The following is a 17,168-nucleotide window of genomic DNA, read 5'->3' on the forward strand; positions in this document are numbered from 1 at the left end:
AGGCAGCGAATCGGCGTTGCTTCATCACCATTCTTCACTGGAATCAGGATTCAGCCATGCGTGTCGATCTGCATTGCCACAGTACCGCCTCCGATGGCGTGCTCGCGCCCGCCGCCCTGGTGCAGCGGGCCCACGAGAAAGGCGTCGGGCTGCTGGCGCTGACCGACCACGACACTCTGGAAGGCCTGCCGGAAGCCCACCAGGCGGCCGCTCGACTCGGTATCGAACTGGTCAACGGTATCGAGCTGTCCTGCACCTGGGGCGGTGCCACCATTCATGTGCTGGGCTACGGTTTCGACCTCGACGCCGCTCCCCTGCGCCAGGCGACCGAAGCCCTGCACCGGGGCCGCTGGGCGCGCGCCGAGGAAATCGACCGGCGGCTTGCGGCCAAGGGTATGCCCGGTGCGCTGGAGGGCGCGCGGGCGATCCAGCGGGCCCTGGGCGACAGCGGCAACGCGCCGGCGCGGCCGCATTTCGCCGAGTTCCTGGTCCAGGGCGGCTGGGTCAAGGATCGCGCCGACGCGTTCCGCAAGTGGCTGGGGGCCGGCAAGCTGGGAGACGTCAAGCAGCACTGGCCGACCCTGGAGGAAGTGGTCGGCTGCCTGCGCGAGGCGCGCGCCTGGATCAGCCTGGCGCACCCGTATCATTATGATTTCACCCGGACCAAGCGCCGGCGCCTGGTCGCCGACTTTCTCCAGGCCGGCGGACACGCCATCGAGGTGGTCAATGGCGTGCAGCCGGCCGAACAGGTCGGTACCCTGTCGATCCTGGCCCGCGAGTTCGGCCTGATGGTCACCGCCGGCAGCGATTTCCACGCGCCGGGCGACTGGTCCGAACTGGGCATGTACCGTGCGGTTCCAGAGGACCTTCCGGCCATGTGGCCGCGTTTCGCCAGGCATTTTCGCGATACCGAACGTCATTCCGAAGCCAAGGGGGCCGAATGAGCCAGTTCTTCCAGATCCATCCGGAAAATCCCCAGCCGCGGCTGGTCAAGCAGGCGGTGGAAATTGTCCGCCAGGGTGGGGTGATCGTCTATCCCACCGACTCGTCCTATGCCCTGGGCTGCCGCATCGGCGAAAAGACCGCGGTGGATCGCATCCGCCGCATCCGCCAACTGGACGACAAGCACAACTTCACCCTGGTCTGCCGCGACCTTTCCGAGCTGGGCGTCTATGCCAAGGTCGACACCGGCCTGTTCCGCCTGCTCAAGGCGCACACCCCCGGTCCCTACACCTTCATCCTCAGCGCCACCCGCGAGGTGCCGCGCATGCTCCTGCACCCCAAGCGCCGCACCATCGGCCTGCGCGTGCCGAACTGTCCGATCGCCCGGGCGCTGCTGGAGGAACTGGGCGAACCGCTGATGAGCGTGAGCCTGATCATGCCCGGCAGAGGCGAGCCACTGAACGATCCCTATGAAATGCGCCAGGTACTGGAACACCAGGTCGACCTGATCGTGGACGGGGGCTATGGCGGCGGCGAGGCCTCCACCGTGATCAGCCTGACCGACACCGATCCCGAAGTGATCCGCGTGGGTTGCGGCGATCCGGCGCCGTTCATGCAGCCGGCCTGAGCGCCGCCCGAATCCGCCCACCACGAGCCTAGCGATGCAGGACGATAACCCGGCCAACGCCGACACCCCTCCAGCCGAACCCGCCGCCGAGCGGGTGCCGCTGCAACTGGCGCTGGTCTACGGCGAGGCGGTCACCGAGCTGCCGCAGGACCTCTATATCCCGCCGGACGCGCTGGAGGTCTTCCTCGAGGCCTTCGAGGGCCCGCTCGACCTGCTGCTATACCTGATCCGCAAGCAGAACATCGACATCCTGGATATCCCGGTGGCGGAAATCACCCGCCAGTACATGGGCTATGTTGAGCTGATGAAGGCGGTGCGCCTGGAGCTGGCCGCCGAGTACCTGGTGATGGCGGCGATGCTGGCGGAGATCAAGTCGCGCATGTTGCTGCCGCGCTCGGCGGAAGCCGAGGAGGAAGAGGAAGATCCACGGGCCGAGCTGATCCGCCGCCTGCAGGAGTACGAACGGTTCAAGAAGGCCGCCGAAGACCTCGACGAACTGCCCCGGGTCGGCCGCGACGTGCTGGTGCCGGCGGTGGCTGCTCCCGAGGCGCGGGCGCGCAAGCTGCTGCCGGAGCTGGCGCTGCAGGAGCTGATGCTGGTGATGGGCGAGATGCTGCGCCGCGCCGACCTGTTCGAGAGCCACCAGGTGACCCGCGAGGTACTGTCCACCCGCGAACGCATGAGCGAAGTGCTGGAGCGCCTGAAAGGCGGCGCCTTCGTGCCCTTCATCCAGTTGTTCACCCTGGAGGAGGGCAAGCTCGGCGTGGTGGTCACCTTCATGGCGATCCTCGAACTGGTCAAGGAGCAGATGGTGGAACTGGTGCAGAACGAGGCTTTCGGCGCCATCCATGTGCGCCTGCGGATAGCCCGCGAAGCGGAGGAAGGCGAAACCCTGGAGGAAGCCCTGGAAGACGATTTCGAGTGAGCGCGCCGCGCCGCTGGCCGTTCGTCCCCCTGCGGACGGTCGCCTTTTCCGAGCTTCCGGCTTCGCTCCCTGCCGTGGCCTGTTAAGCTGCATGCCCGATTCCGCTATCTTTCCCTCTTCCTGGCTCCGGTATCCGTTGCGACGATGAACCTGTCCGATCCCCACGAACTCGCCACTCTGCTCGAAGGCATCCTCCTCGCGGCCGGCAAGCCGCTGTCGCTGGAACGCCTGGCCGAGCTGTTCGACGAGGCAGAGCGGCCGGAGCCGGGGCAGTTCCGCGACGCCCTGGCGATCCTGGCACTGTCCTGCGCAGGGCGCTCCTTCGAGCTGAAGGAAGTCGCGTCCGGGTATCGCCTGCAGATTCGCGAGCGTTTCTCGCCGTGGGTCGGCCGCCTCTGGGAGGAGCGTCCGCAGCGCTATTCGCGCGCGCTGCTGGAAACCCTGGTGCTGATCGCCTACCGCCAGCCGATCACCCGTGGCGAGATCGAGGAGATCCGCGGCGTGGCGGTGAACACCCAGATCGTCAAGACGCTGATGGAGCGGGAGTGGATCCGCATCGTTGGCTACCGCGAGGTGCCGGGGCGCCCGGCGATGCTGGCGACTACCAAGGCGTTCCTCGATTATTTCAACCTGAAGAGCCTCGACGAGCTGCCGCCGCTGTCGGCGCTGCGCGAGATGGAGCCCGAGCCGGAACCGCCGGTCGAAGTGGCGCCCGCGGCGCAGCCGCCGCGCGACGATCTCGACGAGGATGCGATTCCTGCCTCGATCCAGGCCCTGGCCGATCGCGCCATCGCCGAGGCCGGGGAAAGCCTCGAGGAGATCGAGGGGGAGGCCGGCGAGCCGGAGAAGCCGCGCGAGGAAACCAGCTTCCGCAGCCTGCTGCTGGAACTGGACGAGATGGAGCAGGGCCTGAAGACCGACTTCGACGACCTGCTCGACCCTCCGGAGCCCTCGGAGCAGGGCGACGAGTCCGCCGAGCCAGCGGCTGGGCCGATTCCCGTGGTCGCGGAGCAAGCCGTCGAGCCTGCCGTCGCGGAGGCTGTCGCGGGCGCCGATCCCGATGACGAGGAGCGCGCTCTGGCGGAGGCCATGCGCGAGGAGCGCGAGGCACTGGACGCCGACGACGACTGGCCGCGCCGCTGACCGTCGTTCCACCCTGTAGAATTCATCCGGCCGCGCCGGCGAGGCCGGCCCGCTCCGTTTCATCGACCCTGGAACCCGCCCATGAAAGAGACCCTGAACGAACTGATCACCCTCATCAGCACCGGCTGCATGGGCGCCGAGGAGATCCGGCGGATCGCCGACGAGGCGGCCCAGGCCTATGCCGATCCGGCAGGGTTCCTCGCCGCCAACCCGGATATCAACTACGACGACAGCTTCCCGATCCCGCTCGGCGAGTGGGTGGTGGTCGGTAGCCTGCCGGATATCGTGCTGTTCCAGGCCGACACCTATGCCGAGCTGTTCGCCCGGATCGTCGCCTCCTTCGGCAAGGACGTGGCGTTCAACATCAAGCCGAAGCAGTTGCTCAAGACCGAGCCGCTGGTCGCCCTCAACCGTATCCAGGTGCAACTGAGCAGCATGTATCCGGAAAAGGGCGGCTACGTGCTGGTGGATTTCAGCGAGCCGCTGGACGACGAGTTGCAGGCGGTGCTGGTCTATACCCAGGACCTGCCGCGGGTCATGGCGCTCTGCGTCGAGGCCGGCATCTATGCCGCGCCTGCCTACGAAAGCCTGCGCGACGCCGAGGCCGAGTGACCGCGGGCCGCTCGATCGGCCCGATAGTCATTCCCTCCTGGACGCCGGCCCGCCGCCTGTCGTGAAGTGACGGGCGAGGTCCGGTTGCGGTCCGCGCCAAAAAAGGGGGAACGCTTGAAAAGTCCTTGCATCAATATCTGTGAGTTCGATGCCGACGTGTGCCGTGGCTGCGGGCGTACGCGCCAGGAAATCCGTGCCTGGAAGCGCGCGGACAAGGCCGAGCAGCGACTGATCCTCGCCGAGGCCGACCTGCGCCTGCTGGCGTTGCAGGCGCGCGGTCGGCGCAAGTTCCGCTGAGGCGCGTCAGTCGCGGGCGGCGGCCAGCGCCAGGGCGCTGTCCAGCATGCGGTTGGAGAAGCCCCACTCGTTGTCGTACCAGGCCATCGCCTTGACCAGCCGGCCGCTGACCTTGGTGTGGTTGGCGTCGAATATCGACGAGCGCGGGTCGTGATTGAAATCCACCGACACCAGCGGCTGGGTGTTGTAGCCGAGCACCGGAGAGCCCTCGCTGGCTTCGCGCAGCAGGCGGTTGACCTCGTCTACGCTGGTATCCCGGGCCACCTGCACGGTGAGATCGACCAGCGACACGTTGATCACCGGCACCCGCACCGCCAGCCCGGTAAGCTTGCCGGCGAGTTCCGGCAGGACCAGGCCGACCGCCTCGGCGGCGCCGGTCTTGGTGGGGATCATCGACTGGGTCGCCGAACGTGCGCGGTACAGGTCCGGGTGGTACACGTCGGAGAGGTTCTGGTCGTTGGTGTAGGCATGGATGGTGGTCATCAGGCCGTGCTCGATGCCCAGCTCGCGATGCAGCACCTGGGCCACCGGTGCCAGGCAGTTGGTGGTGCAGGAGGCGTTCGAGACGATCCGATGGGAGGCGCGCAGCACCTCGTGGTTGACGCCGTAGACCACGGTGGCGTCGACGTCCTTGCCGGGCGCCGAGATCAGCACCTTGCCGGCGCCAGCCTGCAGGTGGGCAGCGGCTTTGTCGCGGCTGGTGAAGAGCCCCGTGCACTCGAGCACGATGTCCACGCCGAGGCTCTTCCAGGGCAGTTCCGCCGGGTTGCGGATGGCACTGACGGCGATGCGGTCGCCCATCACCCGCAGGCTTTCGGCATCGTGCTCGACCTCGCCGGGAAAGCGTCCATGGACGCTGTCGTACTGGAACAGGTGGGCGTTGACCGCGGCGTCGCCGAGGTCATTGATCGCCACTACCTGCAACTGTTCGCGGTAGTGGCCGGTATACAGGGCGCGAAGAACGTTTCGGCCGATGCGACCGAAGCCGTTGATGGCCAGGCGGATAGTCATAATGAGGTCGTCTCTTTTCTATTGTTGTGGTAAAAACCATTACATTTCGTCCAGAAAGAAAAGTAAACATCCTTCAACCGATGATTATGTTGTAAAAACAACAATTGATAGTCTGTAGGAGAATCTGCCATGCACCCTCGTGTGCTCGAAGTCACCCGCCGCATCCAGGCCCGTAGCGCGGCCACTCGCCAGCGCTATCTCGAGATGGTCCGGGCGGCGGCCAGCAAGGGGCCGCACCGCGGCACCCTGCCGTGCGGCAACCTCGCCCACGGGGTCGCGGCCTGTGGCGAAAGCGACAAGCAGACCCTGCGGCTGATGAACCAGGCCAACGTGGCCATCGTTTCCGCCTACAACGACATGCTCTCGGCGCACCAGCCGTTCGAGCGCTTTCCGGGGCTGATCAAGCAGGCGCTGCACGAGATCGGTTCGGTCGGCCAGTTCGCCGGCGGCGTGCCGGCCATGTGCGACGGGGTGACCCAGGGCGAGCCGGGCATGGAACTGTCGCTGGCCAGCCGCGACGTGATCGCCATGTCCACCGCCATCGCGCTGTCTCACAACATGTTCGATGCAGCGCTGTGCCTGGGTGTTTGCGACAAGATCGTGCCGGGCCTGCTGATCGGCTCGCTGCGCTTCGGCCACCTGCCCACCGTGTTCGTCCCGGCCGGGCCGATGCCGACCGGCATCTCCAACAAGGAAAAGGCCGCGGTGCGCCAACTGTTCGCCGAGGGCAAGGCCACTCGCGAAGAGCTGCTGGCCTCGGAAATGGCCTCCTACCATGCACCCGGCACCTGCACCTTCTATGGCACCGCCAATACCAACCAGTTGCTGGTGGAGGTGATGGGCCTGCACTTGCCCGGTGCCTCCTTCGTCAACCCGAACACCCCCCTGCGCGACGAACTCACCCGCGAAGCGGCACGCCAGGCCAGCCGGCTGACCCCCGAGAACGGCAACTACGTGCCGATGGCGGAGATCGTCGACGAGAAGGCCATCGTCAACTCGGTGGTGGCGCTGCTCGCCACCGGCGGCTCGACCAACCACACCCTGCACCTGCTGGCGATCGCCCAGGCGGCGGGCATCCAGTTGACCTGGCAGGACATGTCCGAGCTGTCCCATGTGGTGCCGACCCTGGCGCGCATCTATCCGAACGGCCAGGCCGACATCAACCACTTCCAGGCGGCCGGCGGCATGTCCTTCCTGATCCGCCAACTGCTCGACGGCGGGCTGCTTCACGAGGACGTACAGACCGTCGCCGGCCCCGGCCTGCGCCGCTACACCCGCGAGCCGTTCCTCGAGGATGGCCGGCTGGTCTGGCGCGAAGGGCCGGAACGGAGTCTCGACGAAGCCATCCTGCGTCCGCTGGACAAGCCGTTCTCCGCCGAAGGCGGCTTGCGCCTGATGGAGGGCAACCTCGGTCGCGGCGTGATGAAGGTCTCGGCGGTGGCGCCGGAACACCAGGTGGTCGAGGCGCCGGTACGGATCTTCCACGACCAGGCCAGCCTGGCCGCGGCCTTCAAGGCCGGCGAGCTGGAGCGCGACCTGGTCGCCGTGGTGCGTTTCCAGGGCCCGCGGGCGAACGGCATGCCGGAGCTGCACAAGCTCACGCCGTTCCTCGGGGTCCTGCAGGATCGTGGCTTCAAGGTGGCGCTGGTCACCGACGGGCGCATGTCCGGGGCGTCGGGCAAGGTGCCCGCGGCCATCCATGTGAGTCCGGAAGCCATCGCCGGCGGTCCGCTGGCGCGCCTGCGCGACGGCGACCGGGTGCGGGTGGATGGGGTGAACGGCGAGTTGCGGGTGCTGGTCGACGACGCCGAATGGCAGGCGCGCAGCCTGGAGCCGGCGCCGCAGGACGGCAATCTCGGTTGCGGCCGCGAGCTGTTCGCCTTCATGCGCAACGCCATGAGCAGCGCGGAAGAGGGCGCCTGCAGCTTTACCGAGAGCCTCAACGGCTGGCGCTGATTCTGATAGGTCGATATCCGCCGGCGCTTGGCTGGCGGCTGTCTCTCCGGCAACATCTGCCGACCGTCCCGCCCTGGCGCGGGGCATTGCGGTTCAACGACGATGAATAACGACAACAAAAGAAGCGCCGGCGGCCTCGGCCTGGTCGGCGATATCGGCGGCACCAATGCGCGTTTCGCGCTCTGGCGCGGGCAGCGCCTGGAATCCATCGAGGTGCTCGCCTGCGCCGACTACCCGCGGCCTGAACTGGCCGTGCGCGACTACCTGGCGCGGATCGGCGAATCGGTGGCGAACATCGACTCGGTCTGCCTGGCCTGCGCCGGTCCGGTCGGGGCGGCCGATTTCCGTTTCACCAACAACCACTGGGTGATCAATCGTGCCGCGTTCCGCGAGGAGCTGGGGCTGGATCACCTGCTGCTGGTCAACGACTTCAGCACCATGGCCTGGGCCGCCTCGCGGCTAGGCGCGGACGAGCTGGTGCAGGTCCGCGCCGGCAGCGCCCAGGCGGATCGCGCCCGGCTGATCATCGGTCCCGGCACCGGCCTTGGCGTCGGCAGCCTGCTGCCGCTGGGCGGGGGACGTTGGGAAGTGCTGCCCTGCGAGGGCGGGCACGTCGACCTGCCGGTCACTTCGCCGCGCGACTTCGCGCTCTGGCAGGGCCTGCAGGCGCGCTACGGACATGTCTCCGCCGAGCGCGCACTGTCCGGCAACGGCCTGCTCGCCCTCTATGAAATCAGCTGTGCCCTGGACGGGGTCGCCGTACGCGCGAGCAGTGCGGCGGAAGTCGGTGCCCTGGCCATGGCCGGCGACGCCCAGGCGGACGCCGTGCTGGAGCACTTCTTCCTGTGGCTGGCGCGGGTCGCCGGCAACGCGGTGCTCACCGTCGGCGCGCTCGGTGGCGTCTACATTACCGGCGGCATCGTCCCGCGTTTCCTCGAGCGTTTCATCGCCAGCGGCTTCGCCGAGGCCTTCGCCAGCCGTGGCAAGACTAGCGGCGCTTACCTGCAGGACGTACCGGTGTGGGTCATGACCGCCGAACATCCGGGCCTGCTCGGCGCCGGGGTCGCCCTGCAGCAGGCCCTGGACGCCGAGGGCTGAGTCGGCGTCGAGCAACCGCATAAGGAGGAGCCTCGTGAGCGCGAACGGACGATCGATCCTGCTGGTGGACGATGACCAGGAAATCCGCGAATTGCTGGAGACCTACCTGAGCCGCGCCGGCTTCCAGGTCCGCAGCGTCTCGCGGGGCGCCGACTTCCGCCAGGCGCTGTGCGAGGAGGAGGCGAGCCTGGCGATCCTCGACGTGATGCTGCCGGACGAGGACGGCTTCAGCCTCTGTCGCTGGATTCGCTCCCACCAGCGCCTGGCCTGCATGCCGATCATCATGCTCACCGCCAGTTCCGACGAGGCCGACCGGGTGATCGGCCTGGAACTGGGTGCCGACGACTACCTGGGCAAGCCGTTCAGCCCGCGCGAGCTGCTGGCGCGGATCAAGGCCCTGCTGCGCCGCGCGCAGTTCACCCAGGTGCGCGGTGGCGACGTACTGGCTTTCGAGGACTGGCGGCTGGACACGGTCAGCCACCGACTGTTCCACGAGGACGGCGAGGAGTTCTTCCTCAGCGGCGCGGATTTCGCCCTGCTCAAGCTGTTCCTCGACCATCCGCAGCAGATCCTCGACCGCGACACCATCGCCAACGCCACCCGCGGCCGCGAGGTGCTGCCGCTGGAGCGCATCGTCGACATGGCGGTCAGCCGCCTGCGCCAGCGCCTGCGCGACACCGGCAAGGCGCCGCGGCTGATCCAGACCGTGCGCGGCAGTGGCTACCTGCTGGCGGCGCAGGTGCGGCCGCACCTGCAGCCATGAGCGAACGGCGGCGCTGGTCGCCGGTGCCGCGCTCGCTGCTCGGGCGCATGCTGCTCCTGACCCTGCTCGCGGTGCTGGTCGCGCAAGGGCTTTCCAGCCTGTTCTGGCTGTCGCACCTGCGCTCCAGCCAGCGCGAGGGCCTGCTCACCAGCTCGCGCAGCCTGGCCTACTCGATGGCGGCCAGCGTCAGCTACTTCCGTTCCCTGCCGCTCGGCTACCGTCCGCTGGTGCTCGACCAGTTGCGCAGCATGGGCGGTACGCGCTTCTTCGTCTCGCTGAACGACCGGCCGCTGGAGATGCGTGCCCTGCCGGACACGCCGAACAAGCAGGCGGTGCTGGAGATCGTCCAGGACGTGTTGCACCAACGCCTGGGCAAGGAGGTCGAGCTGCAGGTCGAATTCGTCAGTCCCGACGAGCTGCGCCTGTTCAACGGCGCGCTGAAGCTCGACGAGCTGCCGCGTTCCTGGGCGCACTACGCGCTGACCCTGGAGCCGGTGAACCCGCCGGTGCTGGTGACCCAGATCCGCATCGGCGACAGCGAGTGGTTGTACATCGCCAGCCTGATGCCGGCGCCGTACGTCAGCCTGGAACCCGAGGGACTGCAACCGCAGCAGGTGCTCTCGATCGTTTTCACCAGCCTGTTGCTGCTGCTTTTCACCGGTTTGCTGATGCATTGGCAGAGCCGTCCGCTCAAGCGCCTGGCGCGCGCCGCCCGCGACCTGGCCCTGGGCAGTCCGTCGGCAGCGCTGGAGGAGCGCGGCGCCAGCGAACTGGTGGAGGTGGCGCGCGCCTTCAACACCATGCATGAGCGCATCGACCGCTACCTGAACGAGCGCGGGCAGTTGTTCAGCGCCATCTCCCACGACCTGCGCACGCCGATCACCCGCCTGCGCCTGCGGGTAGAACTCCTCGAGGACGAGCGCTTGCAGGAGAAGTTCGGGCGCGACCTGGACGAGCTGGAACTGCTGGTGAAGGGCGCGCTGCAGTGCGTGAAGGACACCGATATCCACGAGAACGTCGAGTCGGTCGACCTCAACCTGTTGCTCCAGCACATCGCCGAGCCCTACCTGGCCGATGGCCGGGTGGAGGTCGTCGGTCGCGCCGCGGAGCCTTATCCGGGCAAGCCCCTGGCGCTCAAGCGCTGTATCGGCAACCTGCTGGACAATGCGCTGAAATACGGCGAACGCGCCCGCCTGAGCCTGGAGGACGGGCCGGAAGCGGTGGTGCTGCACGTCGACGACGACGGCCCCGGCGTGCCCGAGCAGCGCCTGGAACAGATCTTCGAGCCGCGCTTCCGTCTGTCTCCGCGAGGGCAGGGCTACGGGCTGGGCCTGGGCATCGCGCGCAACATCGCGCACACCCATGGCGGCGAAGTCAGTTTGCAGAACCGTCGCGAGGGCGGCCTGCGGGTCAGCCTGCGCTTGCCGCGCCTGGGGCTGGAGTGATGGGCTGGCTTGGCGGGCCCTTGAACGAGGCGGGCAGGCACGAGGTTCTCCCGCGTTCTGCGGCAGCCGCAGACAGAGGCGGAGCGGGCGCTATGGCAGTGTTTGCGCGGGCATCGATTGCTCGGGCTGAAGTTTCGTCGGCAGAAGGTTCTCGGGCCGTACATCGTCGATTTCGTCTGCCATGAGCGGATGCTGGTGATCGAACTGGATGGGGGGCAGCATGTGGGTTCGCCGGCCGATGCCTGGCTGGAGAGCCGGGGTCCAGGGTACTGCGGTTCTGGAACGACAAGGTGCTGGCGCGCAGGGAGGTGCTGCTGGAGGTCATTCTCGTGTTGTAGGAGGTTTCTGTCGCGAAACCGCCTTGCCGAGTTCAAGTCCAGATTTTTCTGCTCTGCCTCAATCCCAATGTAACCACTCCGTGACAAACCCGGATCGCTTCGTTACCCGCGACGCGGAACGCTTGAATAGACTCGAAGCATTGCAAGCGCAGACTTGCTCCGAATAACAAGAAGAAGGTTTTCCTCATGAATGCGATCCGTCGCCTCTCTGCCGTCATCTGTCTTTCCTCCCTCTGTCTCTCCCCGCTGCTGGCCCAGGCCGGCGAAGTCGAAGTGCTGCACTGGTGGACCTCCGCCGGCGAGAAGCGCGCCGCCGAAACCCTGAAGAAGCTGGTCGAAGCCAAGGGCCACACCTGGAAGGACTTCGCCGTGGCCGGCGGTGGCGGCGAGGCGGCGATGACCGTGCTGAAGACCCGCGCGGTGTCCGGCAATCCGCCGGCCGCGGCGCAGATCAAGGGGCCGGATATCCAGGAGTGGGGCGAACTGGGCCTGCTTGCCGACCTCAACGCGGTGGCCGCCGAAGGCAAGTGGGACAGCCTGCTGCCGAAGCAGGTGGCGCAGATCATGAAGTACGACGGCGACTACGTAGCAGTGCCGATCAACGTACACCGGGTGAACTGGCTCTACATCAACCCGGAAGTGTTCAAGAAGGCCGGCGCCACCCCGCCGACCACCCTCGACGAACTGTTCGTCGCCGCCGACAAGCTCAAGGCCGCCGGTTTCACGCCGCTGGCCCATGGCAGCCAACCGTGGCAGGACGGCACCGTGTTCGAGAACCTGGTGCTGAGCAAGATGGGCCCGGAAGGCTATCGCAAGGCCTTCGTCGAACAGGACAAGGCGACCCTCACCGGAGCGCAGATGGTCGAGGTGTTCGCCGCGCTGAAGAAGCTCCGCGGCTACGTCGATGCCGACGCCGCCGGTCGCGAATGGAGCGCCGCCACGGCGATGGTGATCAACGGCAAGGCCGGGATGCAGATCATGGGCGACTGGGCGAAGAGCGAGTTCACCGCCGCCGGCAAGGTGCCGGGCAAGGACTACCAGTGCCTGCCGTTCCCCGGCACGCAGAAAGCCTTCGACTACAACATCGACTCGCTGGTGATGTTCAAGCTGAGCAACGCGGAGAACCGCAAGGCCCAGGAAGACCTGGCGCGCAGCGTGCTCGACCCGTCCTTCCAGAAGGACTTCAACCTCAACAAGGGCTCCATCCCGGTTCGCCTGGACGCCGACATGGCGCCGTTCGACAGTTGCGCCCAGCAGTCGATGAAGGACTTCAAGCAGGCTTCCCAGGACGGCAACCTGGTGCCGAGCATGGCCCACAGCATGGCCGCTTCCAGCTACGTGCAGGGGGCGATCTTCGACGTGGTGACCAACTTCTTCAACGACCCCGCCGCGGATCCGCAGAAGGCCGCCCAGCAACTGGCGGCCGCCATCGAGGCGGCGGCGCAGTAAGTCCCTGGCGCGGAGCCCGGCCTGGGCTCCGCTCGATCCTCCCGACTGGCTCCGTGCCGCCGAGCGGCACGGGTGGGTTCCTTCGCACGCGAGAAAACGCATGGCGACCAATTCCCCTGTCTATCCCACGGCTCCGGTAGCGCCTCGTCGCGTCTCGCCACTCGATCGCCTGCAAGGCTGGCTGCCGAAGCTGGTGCTGGCGCCAAGCGTGGTCGTGGTGCTGTTCTGCATGTATGGCTACATTGGCTGGACGCTGCTGCTGTCCTTCACCAACTCGCGCTTCATGCCCAGCTACAAGTGGGCCGGGCTGAGCCAGTACCAGCGCCTGTGGGACAACGACCGCTGGTGGGTGGCGAGCAAGAACCTGCTGCTCTTCGGCGGCTCGTTCATCGCCATCTGCCTGGTGCTCGGAGTGTTCCTCGCAGTGCTGCTGGACCAGCGCATCCGCCGCGAAGGCTTCATCCGCACCCTCTACCTGTATCCCATGGCGTTGTCGATGATCGTCACCGGCACCGCCTGGAAGTGGCTGCTCAATCCGGGCCTGGGCCTGGACAAGCTGCTCCGCGACTGGGGCTGGGAAGGTTTCCGCTTCGACTGGCTGGTGGACCCGGAGCGGGTCGTCTACTGCCTGGTGATCGCCGCCGTGTGGCAGGCCTCCGGCTTCGTCATGGCGCTGTTCCTCGCCGGCCTGCGCGGGGTCGACCCGGCCATCGTGCGCGCCGCCCAGGTCGACGGTGCGAGCCTGCCGACCATCTACCTGCGCATCGTCCTGCCGAGCCTGCGCCCGGTGTTCTTCAGCGCGCTGATGATCCTCGCCCATATCGCGATCAAGAGCTTCGACCTGGTGGCGGCGATGACCGCCGGCGGCCCGGGTTATTCCTCCGACCTGCCGGCGATGTTCATGTATGCGCATACCTTCACCCGTGGCCAGATGGGGCTCGGCGCGGCGAGCGCGATGCTGATGCTCGGCGCTGTACTGGCGATCGTGGTGCCTTACCTGTATTCCGAACTGCGAGGCAAGCGCCATGCGTGACGCGTCCCTGAACCCGAGCTTCAGCGTCAGCCGCCTGGCCGTGCACCTGACCCTCTGGGGCGCCTGCGCGCTTTACCTGGTGCCGCTGCTGGTGATGCTGCTGACCAGCTTCAAGACGCCGGACGACATCCGCACCGGCAACCTGCTGTCGCTGCCCGACACCTTCACCGTCATCGGCTGGCTCAAGGCCTGGGACAGCGTCGGCGCGTTCTTCTGGAACTCGGTGCTGATCACCGTGCCCGGCGTGCTGATCTCCACCTTCATCGGCGCGTTGAACGGCTACGTGCTGTCGATGTGGCGCTTCCGCGGTTCCCAGCTGTTCTTCGGCGCGCTGTTGTTCGGCTGCTTCCTGCCGTTCCAGGTGATCCTCCTGCCGATGTCCTTCACCCTCGGCAAGCTCGGCCTGGCCAATACCACCAGTGGCCTGGTGCTGGTCCACGTGATCTACGGCCTGGCCTTCACCACGCTGTTCTTCCGCAACTATTTCGTGGCGATCCCGGATGCCCTGGTCAAGGCCGCGCGCCTGGACGGCGCCGGCTTCTTCACCATCTTCCTGCGCATCCTGCTACCGATGTCCACGCCCATCGTGATGGTCTGCCTGATCTGGCAGTTCACCCAGATCTGGAACGACTTCCTGTTCGGCGTGGTGTTCGCCAGCGGCGATTCGCAACCGATCACGGTGGCCCTGAACAACCTGGTGAACATCACCACCGGGGTCAAGGAATACAACGTCGACATGGCCGCGGCGATGATCGCCGCGCTGCCCACGCTGGTGGTCTACGTACTGGCCGGCAAGTACTTCGTGCGCGGCCTCACCGCCGGCGCCGTGAAAGGCTGAGACGGGTCGCTGACCCCGGAGACGAACGAAACATGGCAACCCTCGAACTGCGCAACCTGCACAAGAGCTACGGCAGCGGCCTGGCCGATACCCTCAGGGACATCCGGCTGAAGATCGACTCCGGCGAATTCCTGATCCTCGTCGGGCCCTCGGGTTGCGGCAAGTCGACCCTGATGAACTGCATCGCCGGGCTGGAGAGCATCACCGGCGGTGCGATCCTGGTGGACGGCCAGGACATCAGCGGCATGAGCCCCAAGGACCGCGACATCGCCATGGTCTTCCAGTCCTACGCCCTGTACCCGACCATGAGCGTGCGCGAGAACATCGCCTTCGGCCTGAAGATCCGCAAGATGCCCCAGGCCGCCATCGACGAGGAGGTGGCGCGGGTGGCCAGGCTGTTGCAGATCGAGCACCTGCTCGAACGCAAGCCCTCGCAGCTCTCCGGCGGCCAGCAGCAGCGGGTGGCCATGGGCCGGGCGCTGGCGCGGCGGCCCAAGGTCTACCTGTTCGACGAGCCGCTGTCCAACCTCGATGCCAAGCTGCGGGTGGAAATGCGCACCGAGCTGAAGCTGATGCACCAGCGGCTGAAGACCACGACCGTGTATGTCACCCACGACCAGATCGAGGCCATGACCCTCGGCGACAAGGTGGCGGTGATGAAGGACGGCGTCATCCAGCAGTTCGGCACGCCGCAGCAGATCTACAACGACCCGGCCAACCTGTTCGTCGCCAGCTTCATCGGTTCGCCGCCGATGAATTTCATTCCGTTGCGCCTGCAGCGCCGGGACGGACGCTGGACCGGCCTGCTCGATAGCGGCCAGGACCGTATCGAACTGCCGCTGAGCCTGGAGCCCGGCCTGGAGGAGGGGCGCGAGCTGATCCTCGGCGTACGACCGGAGCAGATCGCCCTGGGCGATGGCAGCGCTGCCCATGACCTGCGTACCGAGGTCGAGGTGCTCGAACCGACCGGGCCGGACACCCTGGTCTTCGTCACCGTCAACCAGGTCAAGGTCTGTTGCCGCCTGGCGCCGGACGTCGCGCCGGCCGCGGGCAGCGGCATGAGCCTGCGCTTCGATCCCGCGCGGGTCCTGCTGTTCGACGCGCAGAGCGGCGAGCGCGTGGCCGTGCGCACGGCGGGCGTGGCGGCGGAGAAGGTCACCGCCTTGAACGGCAATCGCCAGAAGAACTCCTGAATCCTTTCGTACTGCCTAGACCACAACCACGAGGACGCTGGAAATGTACAAGAACAAGAAAACCAGACCGGCCGCCAGGACCGTTGGCTGCCTGTTTGCCCTTGGAGCGCTGGGCTTGGGGAGCGCGGCGCACGCCGCCGAGGCGTTCTCCCCGAACTCGAAATGGATGCTCGGCGACTGGGGCGGCAAGCGCACCGAGCTGCTGGAGAAGGGCTACGACTTCAAGCTGGAGTACGTCGGCGAGGCGGCGGCCAACCTCGACGGCGGCTATGACGACGACAAGACAGGACGCTACACCGACCAGTTCGCCCTGGGCGTGCACATGGACCTGGAGAAGATCCTCGGCTGGAAGGCTACCGAGTTCCAGTTCACCGTCACCGAGCGCAACGGCAAGAACCTTTCCAACGACCGCATCGGCGACCCGCGTGCCGGGCACATCAGCTCGGTGCAGGAGGTCTGGGGCCGCGGGCAGACCTGGCGGCTGACCCAGCTGTGGCTCAAGCAGCAGTACTTCGACGGCGCGCTGGACGTGAAATTCGGCCGTTTCGGCGAGGGCGAGGACTTCAACAGCTTCCCCTGCGATTTCCAGAACCTGGCCTTCTGCGGCTCGCAGGTGGGCAACTGGGCGGGGAGCATCTGGTACAACTGGCCGGTCAGCCAGTGGGCGTTGCGGGTGAAGTACAACTTCGCGCCGGACTGGTACGTGCAGGTCGGCGCCTACGAGCAGAACCCGTCGAACCTGGAGACCGGCAACGGCTTCAAGATGAGCGGCAGCGGGACCAAGGGCGCGCTGCTGCCGGTGGAGCTGATCTGGCAGCCGAAGGTCGGCGCCGAGCAACTGCCGGGCGAGTACCGGCTGGGCTACTACTACAGCACGGCGAAGGCCGATGACGTCTACGACGACGTCGACGGCCAGCCGCAGGGGCTGACCGGCAACGACTTCAAGTCGCGCGGCAGCAAGCATGGCTGGTGGGTGGTGGCGCAGCAGCAGGTCACTTCGCACAACGGCGATGCTTCGCGCGGGTTGAGCCTGTTTGCCAACCTGACGGTCCACGACAAGGCGACCAACGTGGTGGACAACTACCAGCAGCTCGGGGTGGTCTACAAGGGTCCGTTCGACGCGCGGCCGAAGGACGACATCGGCCTGGGCATCGCGCGCATCCATGTCAACGACGATGTGAAGAAGCGCCAGCGCCTGGTGAACCAGGTGAACGGCATCGACGATTACGACAACCCGCTGTACCAGCCGCTGCAGGACACCGAGTACAACGCCGAGCTGTACTACGGGGTGCATGTGACCGACTGGCTGACGGTGCGGCCGAACCTGCAGTACATCAAGCAGCCGGGCGGGGTCGACGAGGTCGACAACGCGCTGGTGGCGGGGATCAAGATCCAGACGGTGTTCTGACCGTCGCGTTGCCTGCTCCGGTGTTGTGCCTGGGCCCGCCCGAGCGTTTCGGGCGGGCCGTTTTTTTCCGGCGACCGCTCTTCCCGGCT

Annotated in this window: 17 protein-coding genes; 16 read left to right on the forward strand and 1 reads right to left on the reverse strand. The window is 66.8% G+C overall.

Features of this window, described 5'->3' with window-relative positions; all coding sequences use genetic code 11:
• Positions 1 to 56: 56 nt before the first annotated feature.
• From ACYAF3_RS20255 to ACYAF3_RS20280, 6 genes are all read left to right on the forward strand, one after another.
• The gene (locus tag ACYAF3_RS20255; RefSeq protein ID WP_003116406.1) at positions 57 to 944 is read left to right on the forward strand and encodes a PHP domain-containing protein; all 888 of its coding nucleotides are present in this window, start codon (positions 57 to 59) and stop codon (positions 942 to 944) included.
• Positions 941 to 1,570: an L-threonylcarbamoyladenylate synthase gene (locus ACYAF3_RS20260; RefSeq protein ID WP_003116407.1), complete on the forward strand. Its 630-nt coding sequence runs from the start codon at positions 941 to 943 to the stop codon at positions 1,568 to 1,570. Before ACYAF3_RS20255 ends, ACYAF3_RS20260 begins: the two co-directional genes overlap by 4 nt.
• Positions 1,571 to 1,742: 172 nt before the next feature.
• Positions 1,743 to 2,495 carry a segregation and condensation protein A gene (locus tag ACYAF3_RS20265; RefSeq protein ID WP_003124353.1) on the forward strand — a complete coding sequence of 251 codons (753 nt, stop codon included), beginning with the start codon at positions 1,743 to 1,745 and terminating at the stop codon, positions 2,493 to 2,495.
• A gap of 144 nt (positions 2,496 to 2,639) precedes the next feature.
• A complete protein-coding gene (gene scpB / locus ACYAF3_RS20270; RefSeq protein ID WP_003114835.1) occupies positions 2,640 to 3,638 on the forward strand; it encodes an SMC-Scp complex subunit ScpB in 999 nt (332 codons plus the stop codon).
• A gap of 81 nt (positions 3,639 to 3,719) precedes the next feature.
• On the forward strand, positions 3,720 to 4,250 hold the full coding sequence (locus ACYAF3_RS20275) for a hypothetical protein (protein ID WP_003114836.1): 531 nt from the start codon (positions 3,720 to 3,722) through the stop codon (positions 4,248 to 4,250).
• A 114-nt stretch (positions 4,251 to 4,364) separates the two neighbouring features.
• Positions 4,365 to 4,547 carry a DUF1289 domain-containing protein gene (locus ACYAF3_RS20280; RefSeq protein WP_003091481.1) on the forward strand — a complete coding sequence of 61 codons (183 nt, stop codon included), beginning with the start codon at positions 4,365 to 4,367 and terminating at the stop codon, positions 4,545 to 4,547.
• 6 nt (positions 4,548 to 4,553) lie between these two features.
• On the opposite strand, the gene gap is transcribed toward ACYAF3_RS20280, so the two are convergent.
• Positions 4,554 to 5,558, reverse strand: coding sequence for a type I glyceraldehyde-3-phosphate dehydrogenase (gene gap / locus ACYAF3_RS20285; protein ID WP_003091480.1), 1,005 nt, complete (start codon positions 5,556 to 5,558; stop codon positions 4,554 to 4,556).
• A 129-nt stretch (positions 5,559 to 5,687) separates the two neighbouring features.
• Here gap and edd point away from each other — a divergent pair, with 129 nt between their 5' ends.
• The 10 genes from edd to oprB all read left to right on the forward strand — a co-directional run bounded on the left by edd (position 5,688) and on the right by oprB (position 17,079).
• A complete protein-coding gene (gene edd / locus ACYAF3_RS20290; protein WP_003091478.1) occupies positions 5,688 to 7,514 on the forward strand; it encodes a phosphogluconate dehydratase in 1,827 nt (608 codons plus the stop codon).
• A gap of 102 nt (positions 7,515 to 7,616) precedes the next feature.
• Positions 7,617 to 8,612, forward strand: a complete 996-nt coding sequence (locus tag ACYAF3_RS20295; RefSeq protein WP_003114838.1) for a glucokinase — start codon at positions 7,617 to 7,619, stop codon at positions 8,610 to 8,612.
• A gap of 34 nt (positions 8,613 to 8,646) precedes the next feature.
• Positions 8,647 to 9,375 (forward strand): two-component system response regulator GltR, encoded by a 729-nt coding sequence (gltR, locus tag ACYAF3_RS20300; RefSeq protein ID WP_003091475.1) that lies wholly within the window; start codon positions 8,647 to 8,649, stop codon positions 9,373 to 9,375.
• A gap of 23 nt (positions 9,376 to 9,398) precedes the next feature.
• On the forward strand, positions 9,399 to 10,820 hold the full coding sequence (gene gtrS / locus ACYAF3_RS20305; RefSeq protein ID WP_012613857.1) for a two-component system sensor histidine kinase GtrS: 1,422 nt from the start codon (positions 9,399 to 9,401) through the stop codon (positions 10,818 to 10,820).
• Positions 10,821 to 10,877: 57 nt separating this feature from the next.
• The gene (locus tag ACYAF3_RS20310) at positions 10,878 to 11,231 is read left to right on the forward strand and encodes an endonuclease domain-containing protein (RefSeq protein WP_305954747.1); all 354 of its coding nucleotides are present in this window, start codon (positions 10,878 to 10,880) and stop codon (positions 11,229 to 11,231) included.
• A 113-nt stretch (positions 11,232 to 11,344) separates the two neighbouring features.
• Positions 11,345 to 12,607, forward strand: a complete 1,263-nt coding sequence (locus ACYAF3_RS20315) for an ABC transporter substrate-binding protein (protein WP_003091472.1) — start codon at positions 11,345 to 11,347, stop codon at positions 12,605 to 12,607.
• Positions 12,608 to 12,707: 100 nt separating this feature from the next.
• A complete protein-coding gene (locus tag ACYAF3_RS20320) occupies positions 12,708 to 13,640 on the forward strand; it encodes a carbohydrate ABC transporter permease (RefSeq protein WP_003091471.1) in 933 nt (310 codons plus the stop codon).
• The gene (locus tag ACYAF3_RS20325; RefSeq protein WP_003091470.1) at positions 13,633 to 14,478 is read left to right on the forward strand and encodes a carbohydrate ABC transporter permease; all 846 of its coding nucleotides are present in this window, start codon (positions 13,633 to 13,635) and stop codon (positions 14,476 to 14,478) included. Before ACYAF3_RS20320 ends, ACYAF3_RS20325 begins: the two co-directional genes overlap by 8 nt.
• A 32-nt stretch (positions 14,479 to 14,510) precedes the next feature.
• Positions 14,511 to 15,671 carry an ABC transporter ATP-binding protein gene (locus tag ACYAF3_RS20330; RefSeq protein ID WP_003114840.1) on the forward strand — a complete coding sequence of 387 codons (1,161 nt, stop codon included), beginning with the start codon at positions 14,511 to 14,513 and terminating at the stop codon, positions 15,669 to 15,671.
• Positions 15,672 to 15,714: 43 nt separating this feature from the next.
• On the forward strand, positions 15,715 to 17,079 hold the full coding sequence (gene oprB, locus ACYAF3_RS20335) for a carbohydrate porin OprB (protein WP_003116413.1): 1,365 nt from the start codon (positions 15,715 to 15,717) through the stop codon (positions 17,077 to 17,079).
• Positions 17,080 to 17,168 lie beyond the last annotated feature (89 nt).

The organism is Pseudomonas sp. TZ252, assembly GCF_056110345.1.